14 protein-coding genes are annotated in these 18,432 nt (G+C 68.3%); 2 read left to right on the forward strand and 12 right to left on the reverse strand.

Going from position 1 to position 18,432, the window contains the following annotated elements; all coding sequences use genetic code 11:
- Positions 1 to 458: 458 nt before the first annotated feature.
- Both MQH31_RS15250 and MQH31_RS15255 read right to left on the reverse strand, forming a co-directional pair.
- Positions 459 to 1,934, reverse strand: a complete 1,476-nt coding sequence (locus MQH31_RS15250) for a sensor histidine kinase (RefSeq protein WP_243012757.1) — start codon at positions 1,932 to 1,934, stop codon at positions 459 to 461.
- Positions 1,931 to 2,656: a response regulator transcription factor gene (locus tag MQH31_RS15255; protein WP_243012758.1), complete on the reverse strand. Its 726-nt coding sequence runs from the start codon at positions 2,654 to 2,656 to the stop codon at positions 1,931 to 1,933. The genes MQH31_RS15250 and MQH31_RS15255 overlap by 4 nt, the downstream gene beginning before the upstream one ends.
- A gap of 175 nt (positions 2,657 to 2,831) precedes the next feature.
- On the opposite strand from MQH31_RS15255, the gene MQH31_RS15260 reads away from it, so the two are divergent.
- The gene (locus MQH31_RS15260; protein WP_243012759.1) at positions 2,832 to 3,668 is read left to right on the forward strand and encodes an undecaprenyl-diphosphate phosphatase; all 837 of its coding nucleotides are present in this window, start codon (positions 2,832 to 2,834) and stop codon (positions 3,666 to 3,668) included.
- Between the two features lie 135 nt (positions 3,669 to 3,803).
- Here MQH31_RS15260 and MQH31_RS15265 read toward each other — a convergent pair whose 3' ends face one another.
- From MQH31_RS15265 to MQH31_RS15305, 9 genes are all read right to left on the reverse strand, one after another.
- On the reverse strand, positions 3,804 to 5,273 hold the full coding sequence (locus tag MQH31_RS15265) for a rhamnulokinase (RefSeq protein WP_243012760.1): 1,470 nt from the start codon (positions 5,271 to 5,273) through the stop codon (positions 3,804 to 3,806).
- A gap of 94 nt (positions 5,274 to 5,367) precedes the next feature.
- Entirely contained in the window at positions 5,368 to 7,407 is a 2,040-nt protein-coding gene (locus tag MQH31_RS15270) for a bifunctional aldolase/short-chain dehydrogenase (RefSeq protein WP_243012761.1), read from the reverse strand.
- 208 nt (positions 7,408 to 7,615) lie between these two features.
- Positions 7,616 to 8,782, reverse strand: a complete 1,167-nt coding sequence (gene rhaI / locus MQH31_RS15275) for an L-rhamnose isomerase (RefSeq protein ID WP_372488169.1) — start codon at positions 8,780 to 8,782, stop codon at positions 7,616 to 7,618.
- The gene (locus tag MQH31_RS15280) at positions 8,779 to 9,171 is read right to left on the reverse strand and encodes an L-rhamnose mutarotase (RefSeq protein ID WP_134534693.1); all 393 of its coding nucleotides are present in this window, start codon (positions 9,169 to 9,171) and stop codon (positions 8,779 to 8,781) included. The genes rhaI and MQH31_RS15280 overlap by 4 nt, the downstream gene beginning before the upstream one ends.
- Before the next feature lie 77 nt (positions 9,172 to 9,248).
- Positions 9,249 to 10,703 (reverse strand): L-fucose/L-arabinose isomerase family protein, encoded by a 1,455-nt coding sequence (locus MQH31_RS15285; protein WP_243012762.1) that lies wholly within the window; start codon positions 10,701 to 10,703, stop codon positions 9,249 to 9,251.
- A 124-nt stretch (positions 10,704 to 10,827) separates the two neighbouring features.
- On the reverse strand, positions 10,828 to 11,901 hold the full coding sequence (gene rhaS / locus MQH31_RS15290) for a rhamnose ABC transporter substrate-binding protein (protein ID WP_134534695.1): 1,074 nt from the start codon (positions 11,899 to 11,901) through the stop codon (positions 10,828 to 10,830).
- 2 nt (positions 11,902 to 11,903) lie between these two features.
- The gene (locus tag MQH31_RS15295; RefSeq protein ID WP_243012763.1) at positions 11,904 to 13,058 is read right to left on the reverse strand and encodes an ABC transporter permease; all 1,155 of its coding nucleotides are present in this window, start codon (positions 13,056 to 13,058) and stop codon (positions 11,904 to 11,906) included.
- Positions 13,051 to 14,097, reverse strand: coding sequence for an ABC transporter permease (locus tag MQH31_RS15300; RefSeq protein ID WP_243012764.1), 1,047 nt, complete (start codon positions 14,095 to 14,097; stop codon positions 13,051 to 13,053). Before MQH31_RS15300 ends, MQH31_RS15295 begins: the two co-directional genes overlap by 8 nt.
- Positions 14,094 to 15,635, reverse strand: a complete 1,542-nt coding sequence (locus MQH31_RS15305; RefSeq protein WP_372488175.1) for a sugar ABC transporter ATP-binding protein — start codon at positions 15,633 to 15,635, stop codon at positions 14,094 to 14,096. Before MQH31_RS15305 ends, MQH31_RS15300 begins: the two co-directional genes overlap by 4 nt.
- 227 nt (positions 15,636 to 15,862) lie before the next feature.
- On the opposite strand from MQH31_RS15305, the gene MQH31_RS15310 reads away from it, so the two are divergent.
- Complete coding sequence (locus MQH31_RS15310) at positions 15,863 to 16,873, forward strand: LacI family DNA-binding transcriptional regulator (RefSeq protein ID WP_243012765.1); 1,011 nt, start codon at positions 15,863 to 15,865, stop codon at positions 16,871 to 16,873.
- Positions 16,874 to 16,939: 66 nt separating this feature from the next.
- Here the strand turns inward: MQH31_RS15310 and MQH31_RS15315 are convergent, their stop codons facing one another.
- Complete coding sequence (locus MQH31_RS15315; RefSeq protein WP_243012766.1) at positions 16,940 to 18,274, reverse strand: MFS transporter; 1,335 nt, start codon at positions 18,272 to 18,274, stop codon at positions 16,940 to 16,942.
- Positions 18,275 to 18,432 lie beyond the last annotated feature (158 nt).

The raw sequence follows: 18,432 nt of genomic DNA on the forward strand, positions 1-18,432 counted from the left end.
CATCGAACCCTGGCGGCCTCGGGCGGCCACTGACCGGTTCGTTTCTGGTTCTGATCAGCGCCTGCGTCGGACGGGGCAGCACGTTGATCTCCTGAAAACGTATGACCTACGCCCCGGGATCGCAACCGGTGCCCGGCACGGCGCCCGAGACGGGTGCACGCCTCGGGAGAGACGACGCCCGGGAGGGAGTCCGTCGGCAGAAACAGGTCTCGATCAGGTATTTATTGTGAATGAATGCCTGCGGCACTCGGCAACCTCGTGCACGCATTGCATGCAGGATGTGGTCAGGATGCGCTGATCCGGCGCAAATCCGAGGGAAAAACGAGGGAAATCCGTGGGAAGTCCGTGGGGTTCGCGGATCGATCAGGCGGGAGGACGAACCGTGCGGGCGAGCACCGTCGTCCTCGGGCGACGACGGTGCTCCCCTGGGTGCGACCCGTCCGAGCGCCCCGCCCGCGTCAGCAGACGGCGCCGGTGTCCGCGCCGGCCGGCGGGATACCCGGAAGCGTCAGCACGAATCGTCCATGGCCGGTATCCGCGTCAGACCCGGAGCCTGCGCCGCCTGCGCGTGCGCCGACGGAACCCCCCGCTGCGAGGGCGACCCGACGGGCCAGGGCCAGGCCGAGGCCCGCTCCCGGGCTGTCCGGCGTGCGGAATCCCGGCGTGAAGAGCAGCTCCGGGTCGGTGCCGCCGAAGCCGGGTCCGTCGTCGATGACGACGATGTCGACGGCTCCTCCACGCGCATCCGCCCGGACGGTGACCCGGGTGCTCGCGTACCGCACCGCGTTCTCCAGCAGCGGGGCGAGAGCGCGGAGGGCGACGGCCTGCGGGACGCCGAGTTCGAGGCCGGGGGCCGGAACCACGACGATCTCGATCGCACCGCCGTTCGCGCCGTCGGCCGTTGCGGCGGCCAGTGCCGCCGCCGACGCGGTCTGCAGCAGCGCGGTCACAGACGCCCGCTCGTCCCGGTTCACCTGGCCCCGCGACACGGCGAGCAGCGTACCGATCACCTCGGTGAGCTCGTCGACGGATGTCGTGATCCGGCCGAGCCGCTCGGCCTGCGCCGGCGAGAGCGCAGGATCGAGCCCCGCGAGCTCGGCTTCGGCCCGGATCACCGTCAGGGGCGTGCGCAGTTCGTGGGCGAGTTCCGCCGTCAGTCGCTGCTCCGCGAGGATCGTGCGGGACACCCGGGCGAGGAGTCCGTCGAGTACCTGGCCGAGGCGGGTGAGCTCGTCGTGGGGCTCGCCGAGGTCGAACCGACGGTCGAGGTCGGCCGCGCTCCACTCCGAGGCGCGACGCGCCATCACCTCGACCGGCCGCAGCGCACGGCGCACGGTCCAGGCCGCCAGTCCGCTGACGCCGAGGACGACGAGCGCCGCGAGGCCGATCCCGGCGAGCAGGGTGCGGGTCTCCGTGCGCTGATAGGGAGCGAGCGGGACGCCGACGACGGCGACGCCGACCTGCTCGGTCTCGCCGGGCAGCACCACGGGAACCGCCCGGAGCCGCCAGTCGCCGGTCTCCCGCTCGGTCGGCTCGCTGACAGAGCTCAACGCGGCGAGCTGAGCCTCGAGTTCGGGGGCTCCCGCGACCGCGCCAGCGCCGGCGGTCCCTGCGACGAGCGTCCCTGAGGCGGCGTAGATCCAGGTCACCTCGCCGAGGTTCCCCGCGGCAGTCGTCGCGACTCCGATCCCGTCGCCCTCCCGCACGACCGACGACGCAGCGGATGCCGCCCGCTGGGTCAGGAGGGCGTCGATGTCCTCGCTCACGACGTGGGTGAGCACGGCGACGGTCAGGGAGAGGAGTGCCGCCATTCCGAGGGTCGTGAGCAGCGCCGTCGCAAGCACCAGGCGCCGCCGGAGCGAGCGCACCCGCGGGAGGGCGGGCCGGCGAAGCCGCCGCGCCGTGCCGACAGGGGAGGTCGGGGTCCCGGTCATCGGAGGGCGTACCCGACGCCGCGCACCGTCTCGATCCGGAGGCCGGACGGGGTCTCGCGGACGGCATCCGCCCCCGGCATGGCGGCGTCGACCGCGTCCGCATCACCGTCAAGGCGTTCGAGTTTGCGACGGAGCCTGCGTACGTAGGAGTCGACGGTGTTCTCGGCGACGATCGCCCCGTGCGGCCACGCGGCCGCGACGAGGTCGCGCCGGCGGACGACTTCGCCGGGTCGCGCGAGCAGGGCGGCGAGCATCCGGAATTCGGTCGGCGTGACGGCGATCTCGAGGTCGCCGCGGGCCACCGTGAATCGCTGCGGGTCGAGGCGGAGGCCGGCCGGCTGCCGGAAGGGTTCCGGCCTGCCCCGGCGGGCCAGGGCGCCGACCCGCACGAGCACCTCGGCGAGCGCGAACGGCTTGCCGAGGTAGTCGTCCCCGCCGGCGTGGAAGCCCGTGACGATGTCCTGTACTCCCGTCCGAGCGGTGAGGAAGAGCACGGGTGCGAGCTGCCCGGCGGCCCGGAGGGCCTGGCAGACGTCTCGACCGTCGGAGTCGGGCAGGCCGATATCGAGCACGATCACGTCGACGGACTGGCCGGGGCCGAACAACGCGACCGCCTCGGCGCCGGTGTGCGCGAGCAGGAGGGTGTAGCCGGCGCCGCCGAGGGCCTCGGCGAGCACCCGGCGGATCTGGGGGTCGTCTTCGCAGACTCCGACCGTGGGCATGGGGTAATCGTACGCAGCCCGGCACAGCGGATGCGTGGTTCGTCGCCGCAGACCGCGCGCCGGTCAGGCGGTGGGCAGGTTCGGCGGCATACCCTGCTGCTGCACGAGGTCTTCGGCACGGCCAGCGCCGCACGGCGCCGATTTCCTGTTCGCCCTTCCATCCAAAGGCACCAGCATGAACCTGATCCAAGCGCTGATCCTCGGCATCGTCGAGGGAATCACCGAATTCCTCCCGGTCTCGAGCACGGGACACCTCACCCTCACCGAGAAGCTCCTCGGGCTGAAGCTCGACGACCCGGGGGTGACCGCGTTCACCGCGATCATCCAGTTCGGCGCGATCGTCGCGGTAATCCTGTATTTCCGGGCCGACATCATCCGCCTGGCCGTGGCCTGGTGGCGGGGCCTCTTCCACCGCGAGGCCCGGCTCGCGCACGACTACCGCTTCGCCTGGTATGTCATCGCCGGGTCGGTGCCGATCGGCATCGTCGGCTTCCTCGGCAAGGGCCTGATCGGCGGGCCGCTGCGCAACCTGTGGGTGGTCGTGGCCGGGTTGATCGGCTGGAGTGTCGTGATGTTCATCGCCGAGCGCGTCGGCAAGCGCAACCGCCCGGAGGAGTCGACGACCCTGAAGGACGCGCTCGTCATCGGAGTCATGCAGTGCGTCGCGCTCATCCCCGGGGTGTCCCGGTCCGGTGCGACCATCAGTGCCGGTCTCTTCCGCAATCTCGACCGGGTCGCCGCGACCCGGCTGTCGTTCTTCCTCGCCATCCCCGCGCTCACCGCGGCCGGGGCATACGAAGGCCTCACCTCGGCGAGCGACATCTCGGCCTCGGTCGGCTGGGTGCCCACGATCGTCGCCACCGTGGTCAGTTTCCTCGTCGCCTATGCGACGATCGCGTGGCTGCTGCGACTCGTCGCGAAGCACAGCATCGCCGTGTTCATCGGGTACCGGGTCGCCCTCGGCGTCGTGATCGCCGGCCTCCTCGTCACCGGGGTCGTCGCCGCCACCTGACCCGCCCCTCCCGCACCCTGCGCTCTCTCCGCGAGAGTACGAATTTGGCCCTTAAACCACTCGCTTAAGGGCAAAATTCGTACTCTCGCGGCAGGGGCGAGCGAGGTCTACGGGATGGGGAAGGGCGGAAAGCGGTCAGGCGTGGGGCTCGTAGTGCCGGGGCGAGTAGGCCTGGGCGACGAGCATCCGGAGGGCCTCGAGGCTGCCGTGGGCGAGGCCCTGGGCACGGGCCTGGATCAGCACGTTCCCGATCGCGGTCGCCTCGACGGGCCCCGCGAGCACGGGCAGACCGGTGAGGTTCGCGGTCAGCTGGCAGAGCAGCTCGTTCTGCGAGCCGCCACCGACGATGTGCACCGTGCGAATGCTCGTGCCCGACAGTTCGCCCGCCGCGCGCAGCGTGCTGGCGTACTTCGTTGCGAGGCTCTCGATGATGCTGCGCACGAGGTCGACCGGGGTCGCGGGCACCGCGAGCCCGTGTCCGGCACAGTGCTCGCGGATCCGCTCCGGCATATCCCCCGGCGCGAGGAAGGCCGGGTCGTCGACGTCGAAGACCGTCACCGGCCCGGTCACCTGCGCGGCCTGCGCGAGCAGGAACGGCAGCTCGAACGCGACACCCTCGAGGTCCCAGCTGCGCATCGACTCGCTCAGCAGCCAGAGCCCCATCACGTTGCGCAGGTAGCGCACCCGCCCGTCGACGCCGCCTTCGTTGGTGAAGTTCGCGGCCCGGCTCTCCTCGGTGAGCACGGGAGAATTCAGCTCGACGCCGACGAGCGACCAGGTCCCCGACGAGATGTATGCGGCGTTCTCGTCCCGCATCGGCACGGCGACGACAGCGGATGCCGTGTCGTGCGACCCGACGGCGACGAGGTCCAGTCGAGAGACGGCCCCGATCTCGTGAGCAACGCCGGGCAGCAGGCACCCGATCCGGGATCCCGGATCGACCAGCCGCGGGAAGATCGAACGCGGCAGGCCGAGCCGGGCGATGAGCGCGTCGTCCCACTCCCCGTGCCCCGCCCCGTGTCCGCGCCCGGTCCCGTGCCCGGTCCCGGCCGACACGGTCAGCAGCCCGGTCGTCGACGCGTTCGTGCGCTCGGCGACCCGCTCGCCGGTCAGCCAGAAGCCGAGCAGGTCGGGGATCAGCATCATCGTGTCCGCGCCGTCGAGGCCGCCGGCCAGCCGCTCGGCGGCAAGCTGGTACAGCGTGTTGAAGGGCAGGAACTGCAGCCCGTTTCCGGCGTAGAGCTCGGCGTGCGGCACCAGGGCGTGGGTCGCGTCGACGCCCGCCGCGGTGCGCTCGTCCCGGTAGTGGAACGGGTTCCCGAGCATCCGCTGCCCGGAGAGGAGCGCGTAGTCGACCGCCCAGGAGTCGACGGCGGCACTCCGCAGCCCCGGCTCCTCCCGCACGGCCGAGTGCAGCCCGGCGAGCACGTTGCGGTACAGGTCGAGGATGTCCCAGTGCAACCCGTCGATCGTGCGCACCGGCAGGTTGGGGAACCGGGCGACCGGGCGGAGCCGCAACTCGTTGTGGCCGACGTGCCCGAGCATGACCCGCCCGCTCGACGCGCCGAGGTCGATCGCCGCGACCGTCCCCGCGCTCCTCACCATGACGCCACCCCCACGAGAGTCACCGACCGGATGACGGCGTCCGCTCGCCCGGGCGAAGCCGGGAGCCCTGCCGTGCGCAAGCGGATGCCGCAGCTCATCGCAGGAAGGCGGCCGCGACGCCGGCGTCGACCGGGATGTGCAGCCCGGTGGTGTGGCTGAGGTCGCTCGTGCACAGCACGAAGACCGCGTTGGCGACGTTCTCGGGGAGCACCTCGCGCTTGAGCAGGGTGCGCTGGGCGTAGTACTTGCCGAGCTCCTCTTCCGGCACCCCGTAGACGGCGGCGCGCTTGGCGCCCCAACCGCCGGCGAAGATGCCGGATCCGCGCACGACGCCGTCGGGGTTGATGCCGTTGACCTTCACGCCGTACTCGCCGAGCTCAGCGGCGAGCAGGCGCACCTGGTGGGCCTGGTCGGCCTTCGTCGCCGAGTAGGCGATGTTGTTCGGACCGGCGAAGACGGAGTTCTTGCTCGAGATGTAGATGATGTCGCCGCCGAGCTTCTGGTCGATCAGCACCCGGGCCGCGGCGCGGGAGACGAGGAAGGAGCCCTTCGCCATCACGTTGTGCTGCAGGTCCCAGTCGGCGACCGTGGTCTCGAGAAGGGACTTGGAGAGCGACAGCCCGGCGTTGTTCACGACGAGGTCGAGGCCGCCGAACGCGAGCACGGCGGCGTCGACGCCCGCCTGCACCTGCGTCTCATCGGTGACGTTCGCCTGCACGCCGATCGCGACGTCCGTGCCGCCGATCACCGCAGCGGCCTCCTGCGCCGTGGCCAGATCGAGGTCCGCGATCACGACGCAGGCTCCCTCGGCGGCGAGCCGGGTCGCGATCGCCTTGCCGATGCCGCTGGCGGCACCCGTCACGAGCGCGATGCGCCCGGCGAGCGGCTTGGGCTTCGGCATCCGCTGCAGCTTGGCCTCTTCGAGGGCCCAGTACTCGATGTTGAACTTCTCGGCCTCGTCGATCGGGGCGTAGCTCGAGAGTCCCTCTGCTCCCCGCATCACGTGGATGGCGTTGATGTAGAACTCACCGGCGACGCGCGCGGTCTGCTTGTTCGCGCCGTAGCTGAACATACCGACGCCCGGGATCAGCACGATCAGCGGGTCCGCGCCGCGGATGGCGGGCGACTCGGGCGTGGCGTGCCGGTCGTAGTAGGCCTGATAGTCGAGGCGGTACTGCTCGTGGAGTTCGTGGAGACGGGCGAGGGACTCCTCGACCGAGGCATCCGCCGGCAGGTCGAGGAGCAGCGGCGTGACCTTGGTGCGCAGGAAGTGGTCGGGGCAGCTCGTGCCGAGGGCGGCGAGGCGCGGGTGCTCGGCGCTGGCGAGGAAGTCGAGCACCTCGGGCGCGTCGGTGAAGTGGCCGACCTTGGCGCTGTCGGTGGAGACGAGACCGCGGAGGGTCGGCGCGAGAGCGGCGGCCTTGGCGCGGCGTTCGGCCGCCGACAGCGGGCCGAAACCCTCGAGCGGGGCGCCGAAGGGTTCGGGCCTGGAGTGCTCCTCGATGTAGGCGGTGGCGGTCTCGATGATCCAGAGCGAGTTCGTCTCGGCTTCCTCGCTCGTGTCGCCCCAGGCGGTGATGCCGTGGCCGCCGAGGATGGCGCCGATCGCGCCGGGGTGGGCCTCCTTGATCGCGGCGATGTCGAGGCCGAGCTGGAAGCCGGGCCGGCGCCACGGCACCCAGATCACCTTGTGGCCGAAGATCGAGTCGGTGAGTTCTTCACCGTCGACGGCCGTCGCGATCGCGATGCCGGCATCCGGGTGCAGGTGGTCGACGTGGGCGGCGTCGACGAGGCCGTGCATCGCGGTGTCGATCGAGGGAACGGCGCCGCCACGCCCGTGCAGGGCGAAGTCGAGGGCGCCGACCATCTCGTCCTCGCGGGCAAGGCCGGGGTAGACATCCACCATCTCGCGCAGCCGGTCGAGGCGCAGCACGGCGAGGCCGGACTCGGTGAGGGTGCCGAGGTCGCCGCCGGAGCCCTTCACCCAGAGCAGTTCGACGGTCCTGCCGGTGACCGGGTCGATCTCGGTGCCCTTGGCAGAGGTGTTGCCGCCGGCGTAGTTCGTGTTCTTGGGGTTCGCGCCGAGGCGGTTGGAGCGGGCGATGAGCGCCGCGGCCGTGGGATTGGTGGTCATGATCTGCTTTCCAGGGGCTGGGAGAGGAGCTAGAGGGCACAGGACGAGCGGAGGGCAAGCACGGGCGGTGCGGGCACATATTCGGGCGGGTGTTCGGTTGCGAATTCGGTCGGGTGTTCGGTCGAATGTCACCGTTTGTGCCGACATCGCCCGGCGCAACAGGTGATCTCGGCGCCAACGGCGACTCTCGGCGGTGTTGCCCGGGGGTCTAGGCGCCCCAGCCGGCCTGGGTGCCGCCGACGCGGTCTGCGGCGATCTTCGCCTGGTAACCGGATGCCGCGAATGCCTTCATCGGGTCGGCCGGAAGTCCGCGGGACTCGCGCCACGCGGCGAGGTCCGTGCGGACGTCGCTGTAGAAGGCATCCATCATGATGCCGTTGGCGCCGAGGACGTCGCCGGCCTCCTGCGCCGCCGTCAGGGCGGTCCGGTCGACACTGAGGGCGCGGGCGGTCATTTCCTGCACGTTGAGCACGGAACGGATCTGGCCCGGGATCTTCTCCTCGACGTTGTGGCACTGGTCGAGCATGAACGCGACGGTCGAGTCGGGTCCGTAGCCGCCGCCGCGGATGACCTCGTAGAGGATCCGGAACAGCTGGAACGGGTCCGCCGCTCCGACGATGAGGTCGTCATCGGCGTAGAAGCGGGAGTTGAAGTCGAAGGAACCGAGCTTGCCGAGGCGGAGCAGCTGGGCGACGATGAACTCGATGTTCGTGCCCGGGGCGTGGTGCCCGGTGTCGAGGCAGACCATCGCCTTGTCGCCGAGCGCGGCGACCTGGGCGTAGCTGGTTCCCCAGTCGGGCACATCGGTGTGATAGAACGCCGGCTCGAAGAACTTGTACTCGAGCACGAGGCGCTGGTTCTCGCCGAGACGGGCGTAGATCGCGGCGAGCGACTCCGCGAGGCGGTCCTGCCGGCCGCGGATGTCGCCCTGGCCGGGATAGTTGGTGCCGTCGGCGAGCCAGATCTTCAGGTCGGCGGAACCGGTGGCGTGCATGATGTCGATGCAGTCGAAGTGGTGATCGATCGCCATCTGACGCACCTTCGGATCGAGGTGGGTCAGGCTGCCGAACTTGTAGGCATCATCCTGGAAGGTGTTCGAATTGACGGTGCCGAGCGCGAGGCCCTTGTCGCCCGCGAACTCGCGCAGCGCGGAGTAGTCCTCGACCTTGTCCCACGGGATGTGCAGGGCCACCTTCGGCGACAGGCCCGTGACCTGGTGCACTTGGGCGGCGTCGGAGATCTTCTCCTGGATGGTGCGCGGCGTCCCGGGGGTGCCGAACACCTTGAACCGGGTGCCGGAATTGCCGAACGCCCAGGAGGGCAGTTCGATGACCTGCCCCTCGAGCTGGGCCAGGACGGAGGGGCTGATGCTCACGATGTGCTTCTTTCGGTCGGGGCAGCGGCTGCCGCGGCGAGGGAGTCGAGTTGGTCTTCCAGGTTGAAGATCTCGGTCAGTTGAAGGAATCCGGTGTCCGGAGCGCCGTCGAGGGCGACGAAGAAGTCGCCCATCTCGGCCTGCCAGCGGGCGTTGACCTCGGTCGCGGCCATGCCGGCCTGCGCCGCCGCGAGACTCGCGGTTTCGAAGTAGCCGATCAGGAGGCCGTCGTCGCGCAAAAAAATGGAGTAGTTGTTCCAGCCGGTGCTCTTGAGGGCCAGCAGCATGTCCGGCCAGACGGCGGCGTGGCGACGTCGATATTCGGGGATCAGCTCCGGCTTGACCTGGAGCTGGAAGCACACGCGGTGCTGGGTGTCGCTGCTCGACATTGAGGTTCCTTGCTGGTTGGGAATTCGTAAATGAATCGATTCAATGTATCCGATTCGGGCCGACCGACACAAGACGATCAGGACAACGTCACGTGTCGATGTTCGATGCCGAGCAGATTCGCGGCGGCCTTGATATCGGCCGCCCGGTGTCCGACACACAGCGCCCAGTGATGACCGATCCCGGTCTGGGACCACTCGTCGACCCACAGGCCGGGGTCCCCGCCGAAGTCCACGCGGGACGTCGTGTTCCCGATGGCGAGGAGCGGGCCGGGCTTCACCTCCCCCTCACTCGTGATGAAGACGAAGCTCCCGTCCGGGTCCTGGCCGAGGCCGAAGGTCGTGACCGGGCCGGCCTTCACATCGAATTCCACGGACACGCCCCAGCCGCGCTTGCCGTGGTACACGCCCAGCCCGCGCAAGAGCGGCACGGCCGAGCTCACCGCGAGGTGCGCCGGACCGTCGTGCCCCATTTCCACGACATTGTCGAAGAAGTTGAGCGCCTGGATCTCGGTGAACGAGCCTCCGGCTCCGATCGCGTGAGCGGCCAGTTGCGCGATCGACGTGCGGAGTTCGTACTCTCCCGCCATCGGGATGCCCCGCGCCGTCAGGATCGAGGAGCCCAGGATCATGCCCGCGCCGAGCCGCTCGTGCAGTTCACCGGCCAGGCCGCGGTGATAGTAGGCGATGGTGTCGAGGTCGAAGTCGTCCACGAGCCGATCCAGCCCGACGGACACCCGGGCACCCCACGCGAAGTCCTCGTCCTGCACGGACTCGTCGATGTCGAAAAGCTTCCTGGCCAGGTCCATCCGGTCGGCGACCTGGGTGTCGGTCACCTGGTTCACGCGCTCGCGCAGGTCATCGAACTCGAGCACCTCGACGTGGGACCCGAACGTGGTCGATACCCGGGTCAGGTCGGTCGATACGTCCAGCATCCCCGGATACAAGTGCCCCATCAGGCCGTGCCGGGCGTTCCGCAGCAGGGAGCGCACTCCGGCGGCGTGCACCCATTGGTCGATCCGCGCCCAGGCCGATTCCTGGGTGAGATAACCGGAGACAGACCGGAACGGTATGCCCGCCCGACGGAAGACGTTGGCGACCTCCGGCACCGGACACTGCCCGCAATACGCGAGCCATTTCCCGGTGTCGAACGTGGCATGGTCCATCGCTTCGGTCGGTTGCAGGTCGATCACGAGCACGGGTGTTTTGGCCTTCTGCGCGATCGGCAACACCATCGACGACGTCAGGTAGGTCGCGAGGAAGACCACGATCAGGTCGCAATCCGCCAGGCGCAGCTTCTCCGCCGCGATGCCGGCTTCCTGTGCATCGGACACGAATCCGGCATCGATGACTTCGGCATCGAGCCGGTTGAACCGCTCGGTCACGTACCGGGCGGATGCCTGCAATTGCGGGAGCAGATCGGGGAACTGGGGCCAGTATGCGCCCAGGCCACCCGACACCAGACCGATACGCGTCGGCTTGCGCTGCTTCGGCTCGAGCAGCGCGGCGGCCGAGGGACCGAGATTCTGAATCATGGGCAAAGACTCCTGCGTCTGGCCGGGCCTGGCCGAAGGGTGGGGTGGGGCGGATGCCGGGCATCCGCCCCACGTTTGCATTGCTTGTCTTGCTGGTACTGCTGGTACTGCTGGTACTGCTGGCCTAGAAGTCGTACTCGTCGATGTTGTCCTTGGTGAAGGTGGTCGGGGGGCCGACGACAACGAGGCCGTCTGCACCGACCGTCTTCTCACCCAGTGCGCCGGCGGTGAACTTGTCGCCTTCCTTGCCGGTGATCGTGCCGTCGACGAGCGCCTTTCCGGCGAACGCCGCGACGTAGCCCAGCTGCGCCGGGTCCCAGAGCGCGAACGCGGTGACGGTGCCGTCCTTGACGAACGGGCGCATTTCATTCGGCAGGCCGAGTCCGGTCAGCGCGACCTTGCCCTTGTACTCCGACGTGGAGAGATAGCGGGCCGTGGCGGCTATGCCGACCGTCGTGGGCGAGATGATGCCCTTCAGGTTCGGGTGCGCCTGGAGCAGGCCCTGGGCTTCCTGGAACGACTTGGTGTCATCGTCATCGCCGTAAACCTTGGCGACGAGCTTGATGTCCTTGTATGCGGGGTTGGAGGCGAGTTCTTCTTCCATGAACTTGATCCAACCGTTCTGGTTGGTCGCGTTCGCGGTCGCGGAGAGGATCGCGATCTCACCCGAGCCGCCGATCTGGTCGGAGATCAGCTTGGTCTGGATGAGTGCGACGTCCTTGGCCACGACCTGGCTGATGAACACGTCGCGATACTTGGGGTTCGTGTCGGAGTCGAATGCCACGATCTTCGCACCACCGGCGCGAGCCTCGGTGAGCGCCGGGCCGACGGCATCCGGGTCGTTCGCCGCGATGACGATGACCTTCGTGCCGGCCTGGGTCTCCGCGTTGATGAACGAGACCTGGCTGGACGCGCTGGCCTCGAGCGGGCCGACGACCTGGGTGGCCCCGAATCCCGCTTCCGTCGCTCCCTTCTTGCCTCCGCCGAGCACGACGTCGGTGTACGGGTTGTTGAGCTGCTTGGGGATGAACGTGATGCTGAGATCGCCGGCGGCCGCGCCGTCGGTGCCCGTGCTGGTCGAGCTGCTACCGGAGGCGCAGCCCGTCGCGAGGAGTGCGACAGTCGCGGCAACTGCCGCGACCGAGACGAGGCGACGGGCCGCTATGCCTTTTCTCCCGTGATTGCGAATGAACTCCATTGTCATTTCCTTTCCGGAACGCCGGATGCTGTGGCGTTGGTTGCTCCCGAGGCGGGTACCTGGGGAAGTGTGTTGTGCAGCCGTCTCGACTGCCGCCAGGCCTTGATGGCCGCGTAGACATTCGGTGTGACGACGGATGCGATGAGCAGCGTTCCCGTGACGATGATCAGGACCACGTCCGAGATCCGCTCGAGGCGCAGGGAGAAGTTGATGGTGCCGATGAGGAGCACGCCGGCGATCACGCCCGGTATCGAGCCCTTGCCGCCGAAGATCGACACTCCGCCGAGCAGCACGGCCGCGATCACCGTGAGCTCGAGGCCGGTCGCGTTGTCGCTGCGGGCGCTCGAGTAGCGGAGCGTCCAGAAGATCCCGGCGAGCGCGGAGACCGTTCCGGTTCCAACGTAGAGCCAGAACTTGGCCCTGGCCACCCGGATGCCGACGAACGTCGCAGCCTCCGTGCTGAAGCCGAGGGCGTACAGTCCGCGGCCGAAGGGAGTCAGGTGCAGGAGCACCCCGAAGAACAGGGCGACCACGGCGACGGGGATCATCATGGTGGGGATGCCCGTGCCGCCGAGCTTCGAGGTGAAGAACGCCGTGAGTTCCGGTGGGAAGTTCGCAATGGCGTTGTCGCCGATCACGACGAGTGCGAGGCCGCGGTAGAGCGCCAGTGTGCCGATCGTCACCGCGAGCGAGGGCAGTCCGACCACCGCGATCAGGAAACCGTTGAACGCACCCGCGACCACGCCGGCGAGCACACAGATGACCAGGACCGCCTCGATCGGAAGGCCGGCAGCCCAGAGCACGCCCATCAGCGCGCTCGTCAGGCCCGCGATGCTCGCGACGGAGAGGTCGATCTCGCCGGTGATGATGACGAGGGTCATCGGCATCGCGATCAGGAGCACCGGGATCACGTCGAGCAGCAGGAAGCCGACCGTGACCGGTGTCGCGAAGCGCGGAATGGCGATGCTCGCGTAGAGCACGAAGACGATGAGCGCGTAGATCATGATCGCGTCGCGGCCCAGGAGCACCCGGGCGGCACCGGTTCGCCCCTTCGGAACGGACGCCAGGGTCTTGTCCGTCGAGATCAGCCGGGTGTCGAGGGCGGTGATCCGGTCGGGGCCGGCCGGTGCCGGGGACTGCTTGGTGTGGTTAGACATCGCGGGCCTCACTGATTCGGAGCTTTCGGGCCGTCCGCACGCTGGCGATCCGGTCGATGATGACGGCACTGAGGATGAGCATGCCGACGATGGCCTGCTGCCAGAACTTGTCGACCCGCACGGCCGTGAGCGCGCTCGTGATCGTCGTGAGGAGCAGGGCGCCGATTGCCGCCCCGACCACTGATCCGCTACCGCCCGAGATCGCGACCCCGCCGACGACCGCGGCCGCGACGACCGAAAGCTCGAGGCCGGTTCCCGTCGTCGCACCGACCGAGTTGAAGCGGCTCGCATAGAGCACTCCGGCAAGACCGGCCAGAATGCCGTTGAAGAGGAAGGCCAGCAACACGCGCCGGCTCACCGGGATGCCGAAGAGGAGCGCTGCGTCCGGGTCTGAGCCGATTGCGTAGAGGTCGCGGCCCGCGCGGACCCCGTTCAGGTAGATCGCGACGATGGCAATGACGACGACCGCGATGAGGGTGATCAGGGGAAAGCCGAAGACGGTGTCCACGGAGAGCGATCCGAAGGCTTCCGGACGGTCGCCGGCGAAGTACTGGGTGCCGCCGGCCCAGGAGTTGTTGATGCCCCGGTAGATATAGAGGGTGCCGAGCGTGATCACGAGCGCAGGCACTTTGGCCACCGTGACCAGGATGCCGTTGATCGCCCCGAGGAAGGCGCCGAGGAGCATGCCCACGACGAAGACCACGACAATGGGGATCCCTGGAACGTTCGCGAACAGGGTTCCGGTCCCGAAGGCGACGAGGCCGAGGATGGAACCGACCGAGAGATCGACGTTTCGGGTGATGATGACGAGGGCCTGGCCGACCGCGAGGATCATCACGATGGTGGCGTTCAGGAGCAGGTCCTTCATACCCTGGGGGCTGAGGAACAAGGGGTTCGCGATCGTCGTGATGACGACGAGGGCGATCAGGGCGAGTGTGACGGGCAGTTCACGCAGGCGGAGGAGGGCGCCGAGGCGGCCGGACCTCGCGCCGTCGGTGCGCTCGCTCTGGCCGGGGGGCACGGTCGGGGCAATGGTCATTGTGTGCGCTCCAGTGACGCGGTGGCCGCGTGCATGATCGATTCGGGGGTGGCTTCCGCTCGGCTCAACTCGGCCGTGATCCGGCCCTCGTGCATGACGAGAACACGGTCGGCCATACCGAGCACCTCGGGCAGTTCGCTCGAGATCATCAGGATCGCGATGCCGCGACCGGCGAGGTCGGAGATGAGCCGATGGACCTCGCTCTTGGTGCCCACGTCGATGCCGCGGGTCGGCTCGTCGACGATCAGGAACTTCGGGTCGGTGGCGAGCCACTTGGCGAGCACGACCTTCTGCTGGTTTCCGCCGGAGAGGGTGGAAACCGCATATTCCTGGGAGGTCGTCTTCACGTGCAGGCGCGCACTCCACTCGGCGGCGGCCGTGCGTTCGGCCCGGACATCGATGATTCCGAACCGGGCGAGCCGGTCACGCAGGGTGAGCGCCGTGTTGCGAGCGACCGAGAGGTCCATCACGAGCCCCTGCTTGCGTCGGTCCTCCGGGACGAACCCCATGCCGGCGTCGATCGAGGCCTTGGGGTTGTGCGGCTTGAGGCGTGTCCCCAGGAACTCGACGGAGCCGCGGTCGTACGGATCGATCCCGAAGACCGCCCGCGCCACCTCGGTGCGGCCGGCGCCGACGAGGCCGGCGAGGCCGACGACTTCGCCGGCCTTCACCTCGAAGCTGATGTCCGAGAAGACTCCCGCGCGCCCGAGTCCCCGGACGGTCAGTACGGTATCGCCGACCGGGGCGACCTCCTTGGGAAAGAGAGCGCCCACGTCGCGGCCGACCATTTCGCGCACGATGGCGTCCACCGTGACGTCCGTGGTGACGTGGGTGGCGATGTACCGGCCGTCGCGCATCACGGTGATCCGGTCGCAGAGGTCGAAGACCTCGTCGAAGCGGTGCGAGATGAACAGGATGCCCGCGCCATTGGCTCGCAGGTTTCGGGCGACCTGGAACAGCCGCTCGACCTCGACACCGGACAGCGCCGCAGTCGGCTCGTCCATGATGAGGATCTTGGCGTCCAGGGAGATGGCCTTGGCGATCTCGATGATCTGCTGGTCGGCGATCGAGAGCCCCTCTGCGACCCGGTCGGGGTCGATCCGGACACCGAGCTGGTCGAAGAGCCTGCGCGCGGCCGACCGCATCGCGGCCCGGCTGATCAGCCCGAGGCGGCCTTTCGGCTGTCGCCCGATAAAGATGTTCTCGGCGACCGTGATGTCGGGGAAAAGGGTGGGCTCCTGGTAGATGACGGAGATGCCGACCGCCTTGCTGTCTGCGACATTCCTGAACACGACCGGCCGACCATCGACCCGGAACTCGCCGGCATCGAGGTGGTACAGCCCCGCGAGAATCTTCACGAGGGTGGACTTGCCAGCCCCGTTTTCGCCGACTAACGCGTGGATCTCGCCGGGAAGGATCTCGATCGTGCCTTCGGCCAGGGCGACGACCGGGCCGAAGGCCTTGACCGCGCCGCGCAGGGCGAGTCTCGGTTCAGGCGCCTCGCCGGAGGGTGTGCTGGTTTCACTTGGGCTGGCGATGTTCGTGCCTCCACATTGAGGGTGAATCGTTTCAGGACCGTGCAGAGTTGAATATAGAACGAGTTCCGAGCATCCGTCAATGTCCAAAATGCAGCGGTACCGGAACGTGATTGAAACGAGACACTCCCACTCGTCGCCCCGATGAGTCGTTTCAAACCCTCGCGCCCGGTGTCCTAGACTGCTGTCAAGCGCAATGGTGCGCAACATATTTGAGCGAAAGAGTGCACGTGGCAGCGATCAGCGTACGAGACGTGGCCGCCACCGCCGGCGTATCCGTCGGCACGGTGTCGAACGTGCTCAATCGCCCGGACAAGGTCTCGGCAAGCACCGTCGAGCGCGTCCAGGCGGCGATCACCCAGCTCGGATTCGTGCGCAACGACGCCGCCCGTCAGCTCCGCGCCGGTCGCAGCCGGAGCATCGGCCTCATCGTCCTCGACGTCGCCAACCCGTTCTTCACGGATGTCGCACGCGGCGCAGAGGACCGCGCGGCCGAAGAGGGCCTCACGGTCCTCCTGGGAAACAGCGACGAGAACCCGGGACGCCAGAGCGCCTACCTCGACCTCTTCGAGGAACAACGGGTGCACGGCGTGCTGATCTCGCCCCTCGGAGACGTCGGCGACCGGCTCTCCCGGCTCCGCGCCCGGGGGACCCCGACCGTGCTCGTGGACCGCGAGATCGCCGATCGGAGCTTCTCGTCCGTCGCCGTCGACGACGTGGCCGGCGGATATCTCGCGGTGAGCCACCTCGCCGCCATCGGACGCACCCGGATCGCCTTCGTCGGCGGACCCCACAGCATCCGCCAGGTCGTCGACCGGCTCGAGGGCGCCCGCAAGGCCGTCGCCGAGCACCCGGGAGTCGTCCTCGAGACGATCGACACGGACTCGCTCTCGGTGCTGCAGGGACGTACTGTCGGCGAGCAACTGCTCACCCGGCCAGCGGCCGAACGCCCGGACGCCGTGTTCGCGGCGAACGACCTGCTCGCGATCGGCGTGCTCCAGGCACTGAATATGCTCGGAGACGTACGTGTCCCTCGCGATATTGCCCTGATCGGATACGACGACATCGCCTTCGCGGCCGCCGCCGTCGTTCCGCTCTCCTCGATCCGGCAGCCGAGCGCCCTGATCGGCTACACGGCCGTCGACCTGCTCCTGCGCGAGGCGGAGGGCGGCGAGGACTTCGAGCACGAGCAGATCCAGTTCCAGCCCGAGCTCATCGTCCGCGAGTCGACCGCGGGCTGAGCCTGCCCCGCGCCGGCTTCCGCAGGCCGCGCCCCTTTTCGACGGCCGCCGGGGCGCTCAAGCCGGCTAGAAGTGCATCTTCATGGCGACCGGCTCCTCGACGTCACGCGCCTCGAGACCAGAAGCGTCGAGGCCAGACGCGTCGAGGACGGGCTCCCCGGCGACGACGTCTTCCGGGTAGCGTTCGGCTTCGATCTGCTGGAGGGTCTTGCCCTGGGTGTGCGGCGCCCAGACGGCCCCGACGACGAGCGAGACGGCGAGGAAGCCGATCAGGATGAGTCCGAGCCAGGACAGGCCGATCGAGGTCAGCAGGATCGGGAAGACCATGCTCAGCAGGCCGACCATGATCCGGGCAACGAAGAAGAGGATGCCCTGGGCGCTCGCCCGGTACTCGGTCGCGAAGAGCTCACTGGCCCAGAGGCCGTAGAACGCCTGTGCACCGATGCCCGCTGCGACGCCCCAGAGCACGGCGAAGGAGAGCAGCGCCGGCATGGTGGGTTCGGCGAAGACGAGGACGGCCCAGGCCGCGATGCCGAGCAGCGAACCGACGATGTAGAGGATGCGGCGGTTGAACCTGTCGGCGAGACGCATGAAGCCGAAGTAGGTCGTGGCAACGGTGAGGCCCCAGACGAGCGCCTGCAGTAGGTACTGCTCGGTCGCGCTCTCGACGCCCGCGGCCGCGTACACCCGGGGCATGAAGATTCCGGCCTGTCCCGCGACTATATTCCAGAACGAGTACACACCGATCAGGAAGAAGATCGCGGTGATGTTCGCCTTCTTGCTGAAGAGCGCCCTGACGCCGTGGAAGACATTGGTCGATGTGGCCTTCGCGTTGGATTCCTTCCAGATGGCCGTCTCCGGCAGTCCTTGCCGCATGTACCAGGTGAGGAAGGCAACGACGAAGAGCTCGGCGAAGATGAGCCGGCTGCCGAGAAGGCCGAGGGGCTCGACCGCGACCGCGAGCAGGAAGCCGATCAGCGGGCCGCAGGACCAGGCGAGCTGGGCGGCGCCGACGTGCTTGGCGCGCTGTCCCGCCGGCGCCTGCTCGGAGAGGTAGGTCCAGGAGGCCGGAACGCCGGCGCCGACGGCGATACCGGTGATGATGAAGGCGAGCAGCAGCATCCCGTAGCTCATCGCGAAGACCGCGAGTGCGACGCCGATCATGTACACGATGAGGTCGTAGGTATAGATGAACTTGCGACCGTACTTGTCGCACAGCGGACCGCCGATGAGTGCACCGGCCGCAGCGCCGAACGCGTTCGCGCTCAGGGCCGCGAGTAATCCGACAGCGAAGTCGTCGATCCCGAATTCCTTCTGCCAGAGCGACAGGCTGGTTGCGATCGCGATGATCGATCCCGCTTCGATGTAATTCGACATCGCCACCGAAATGGTGGCCTTCATTCCCGTAGTGCTTTTGTTTCCAATTCGGACCACGAATGGTCCTCCTTTGCTCTCGTCATTGATGCAGAGGCTCGTGGCCTCGACTTCGAGGACGCGATGCTGTGGCGCCGGTGGCGCCGTGCCCGTCGTTGAATGAAACGATTCAACGTGGCACGTCA

It is taken from the genome of Cryobacterium zhongshanensis, assembly GCF_022760445.1.
In the GTDB taxonomy this organism is placed as follows: Bacteria; Actinomycetota; Actinomycetes; order Actinomycetales; family Microbacteriaceae; genus Cryobacterium; species Cryobacterium algoricola.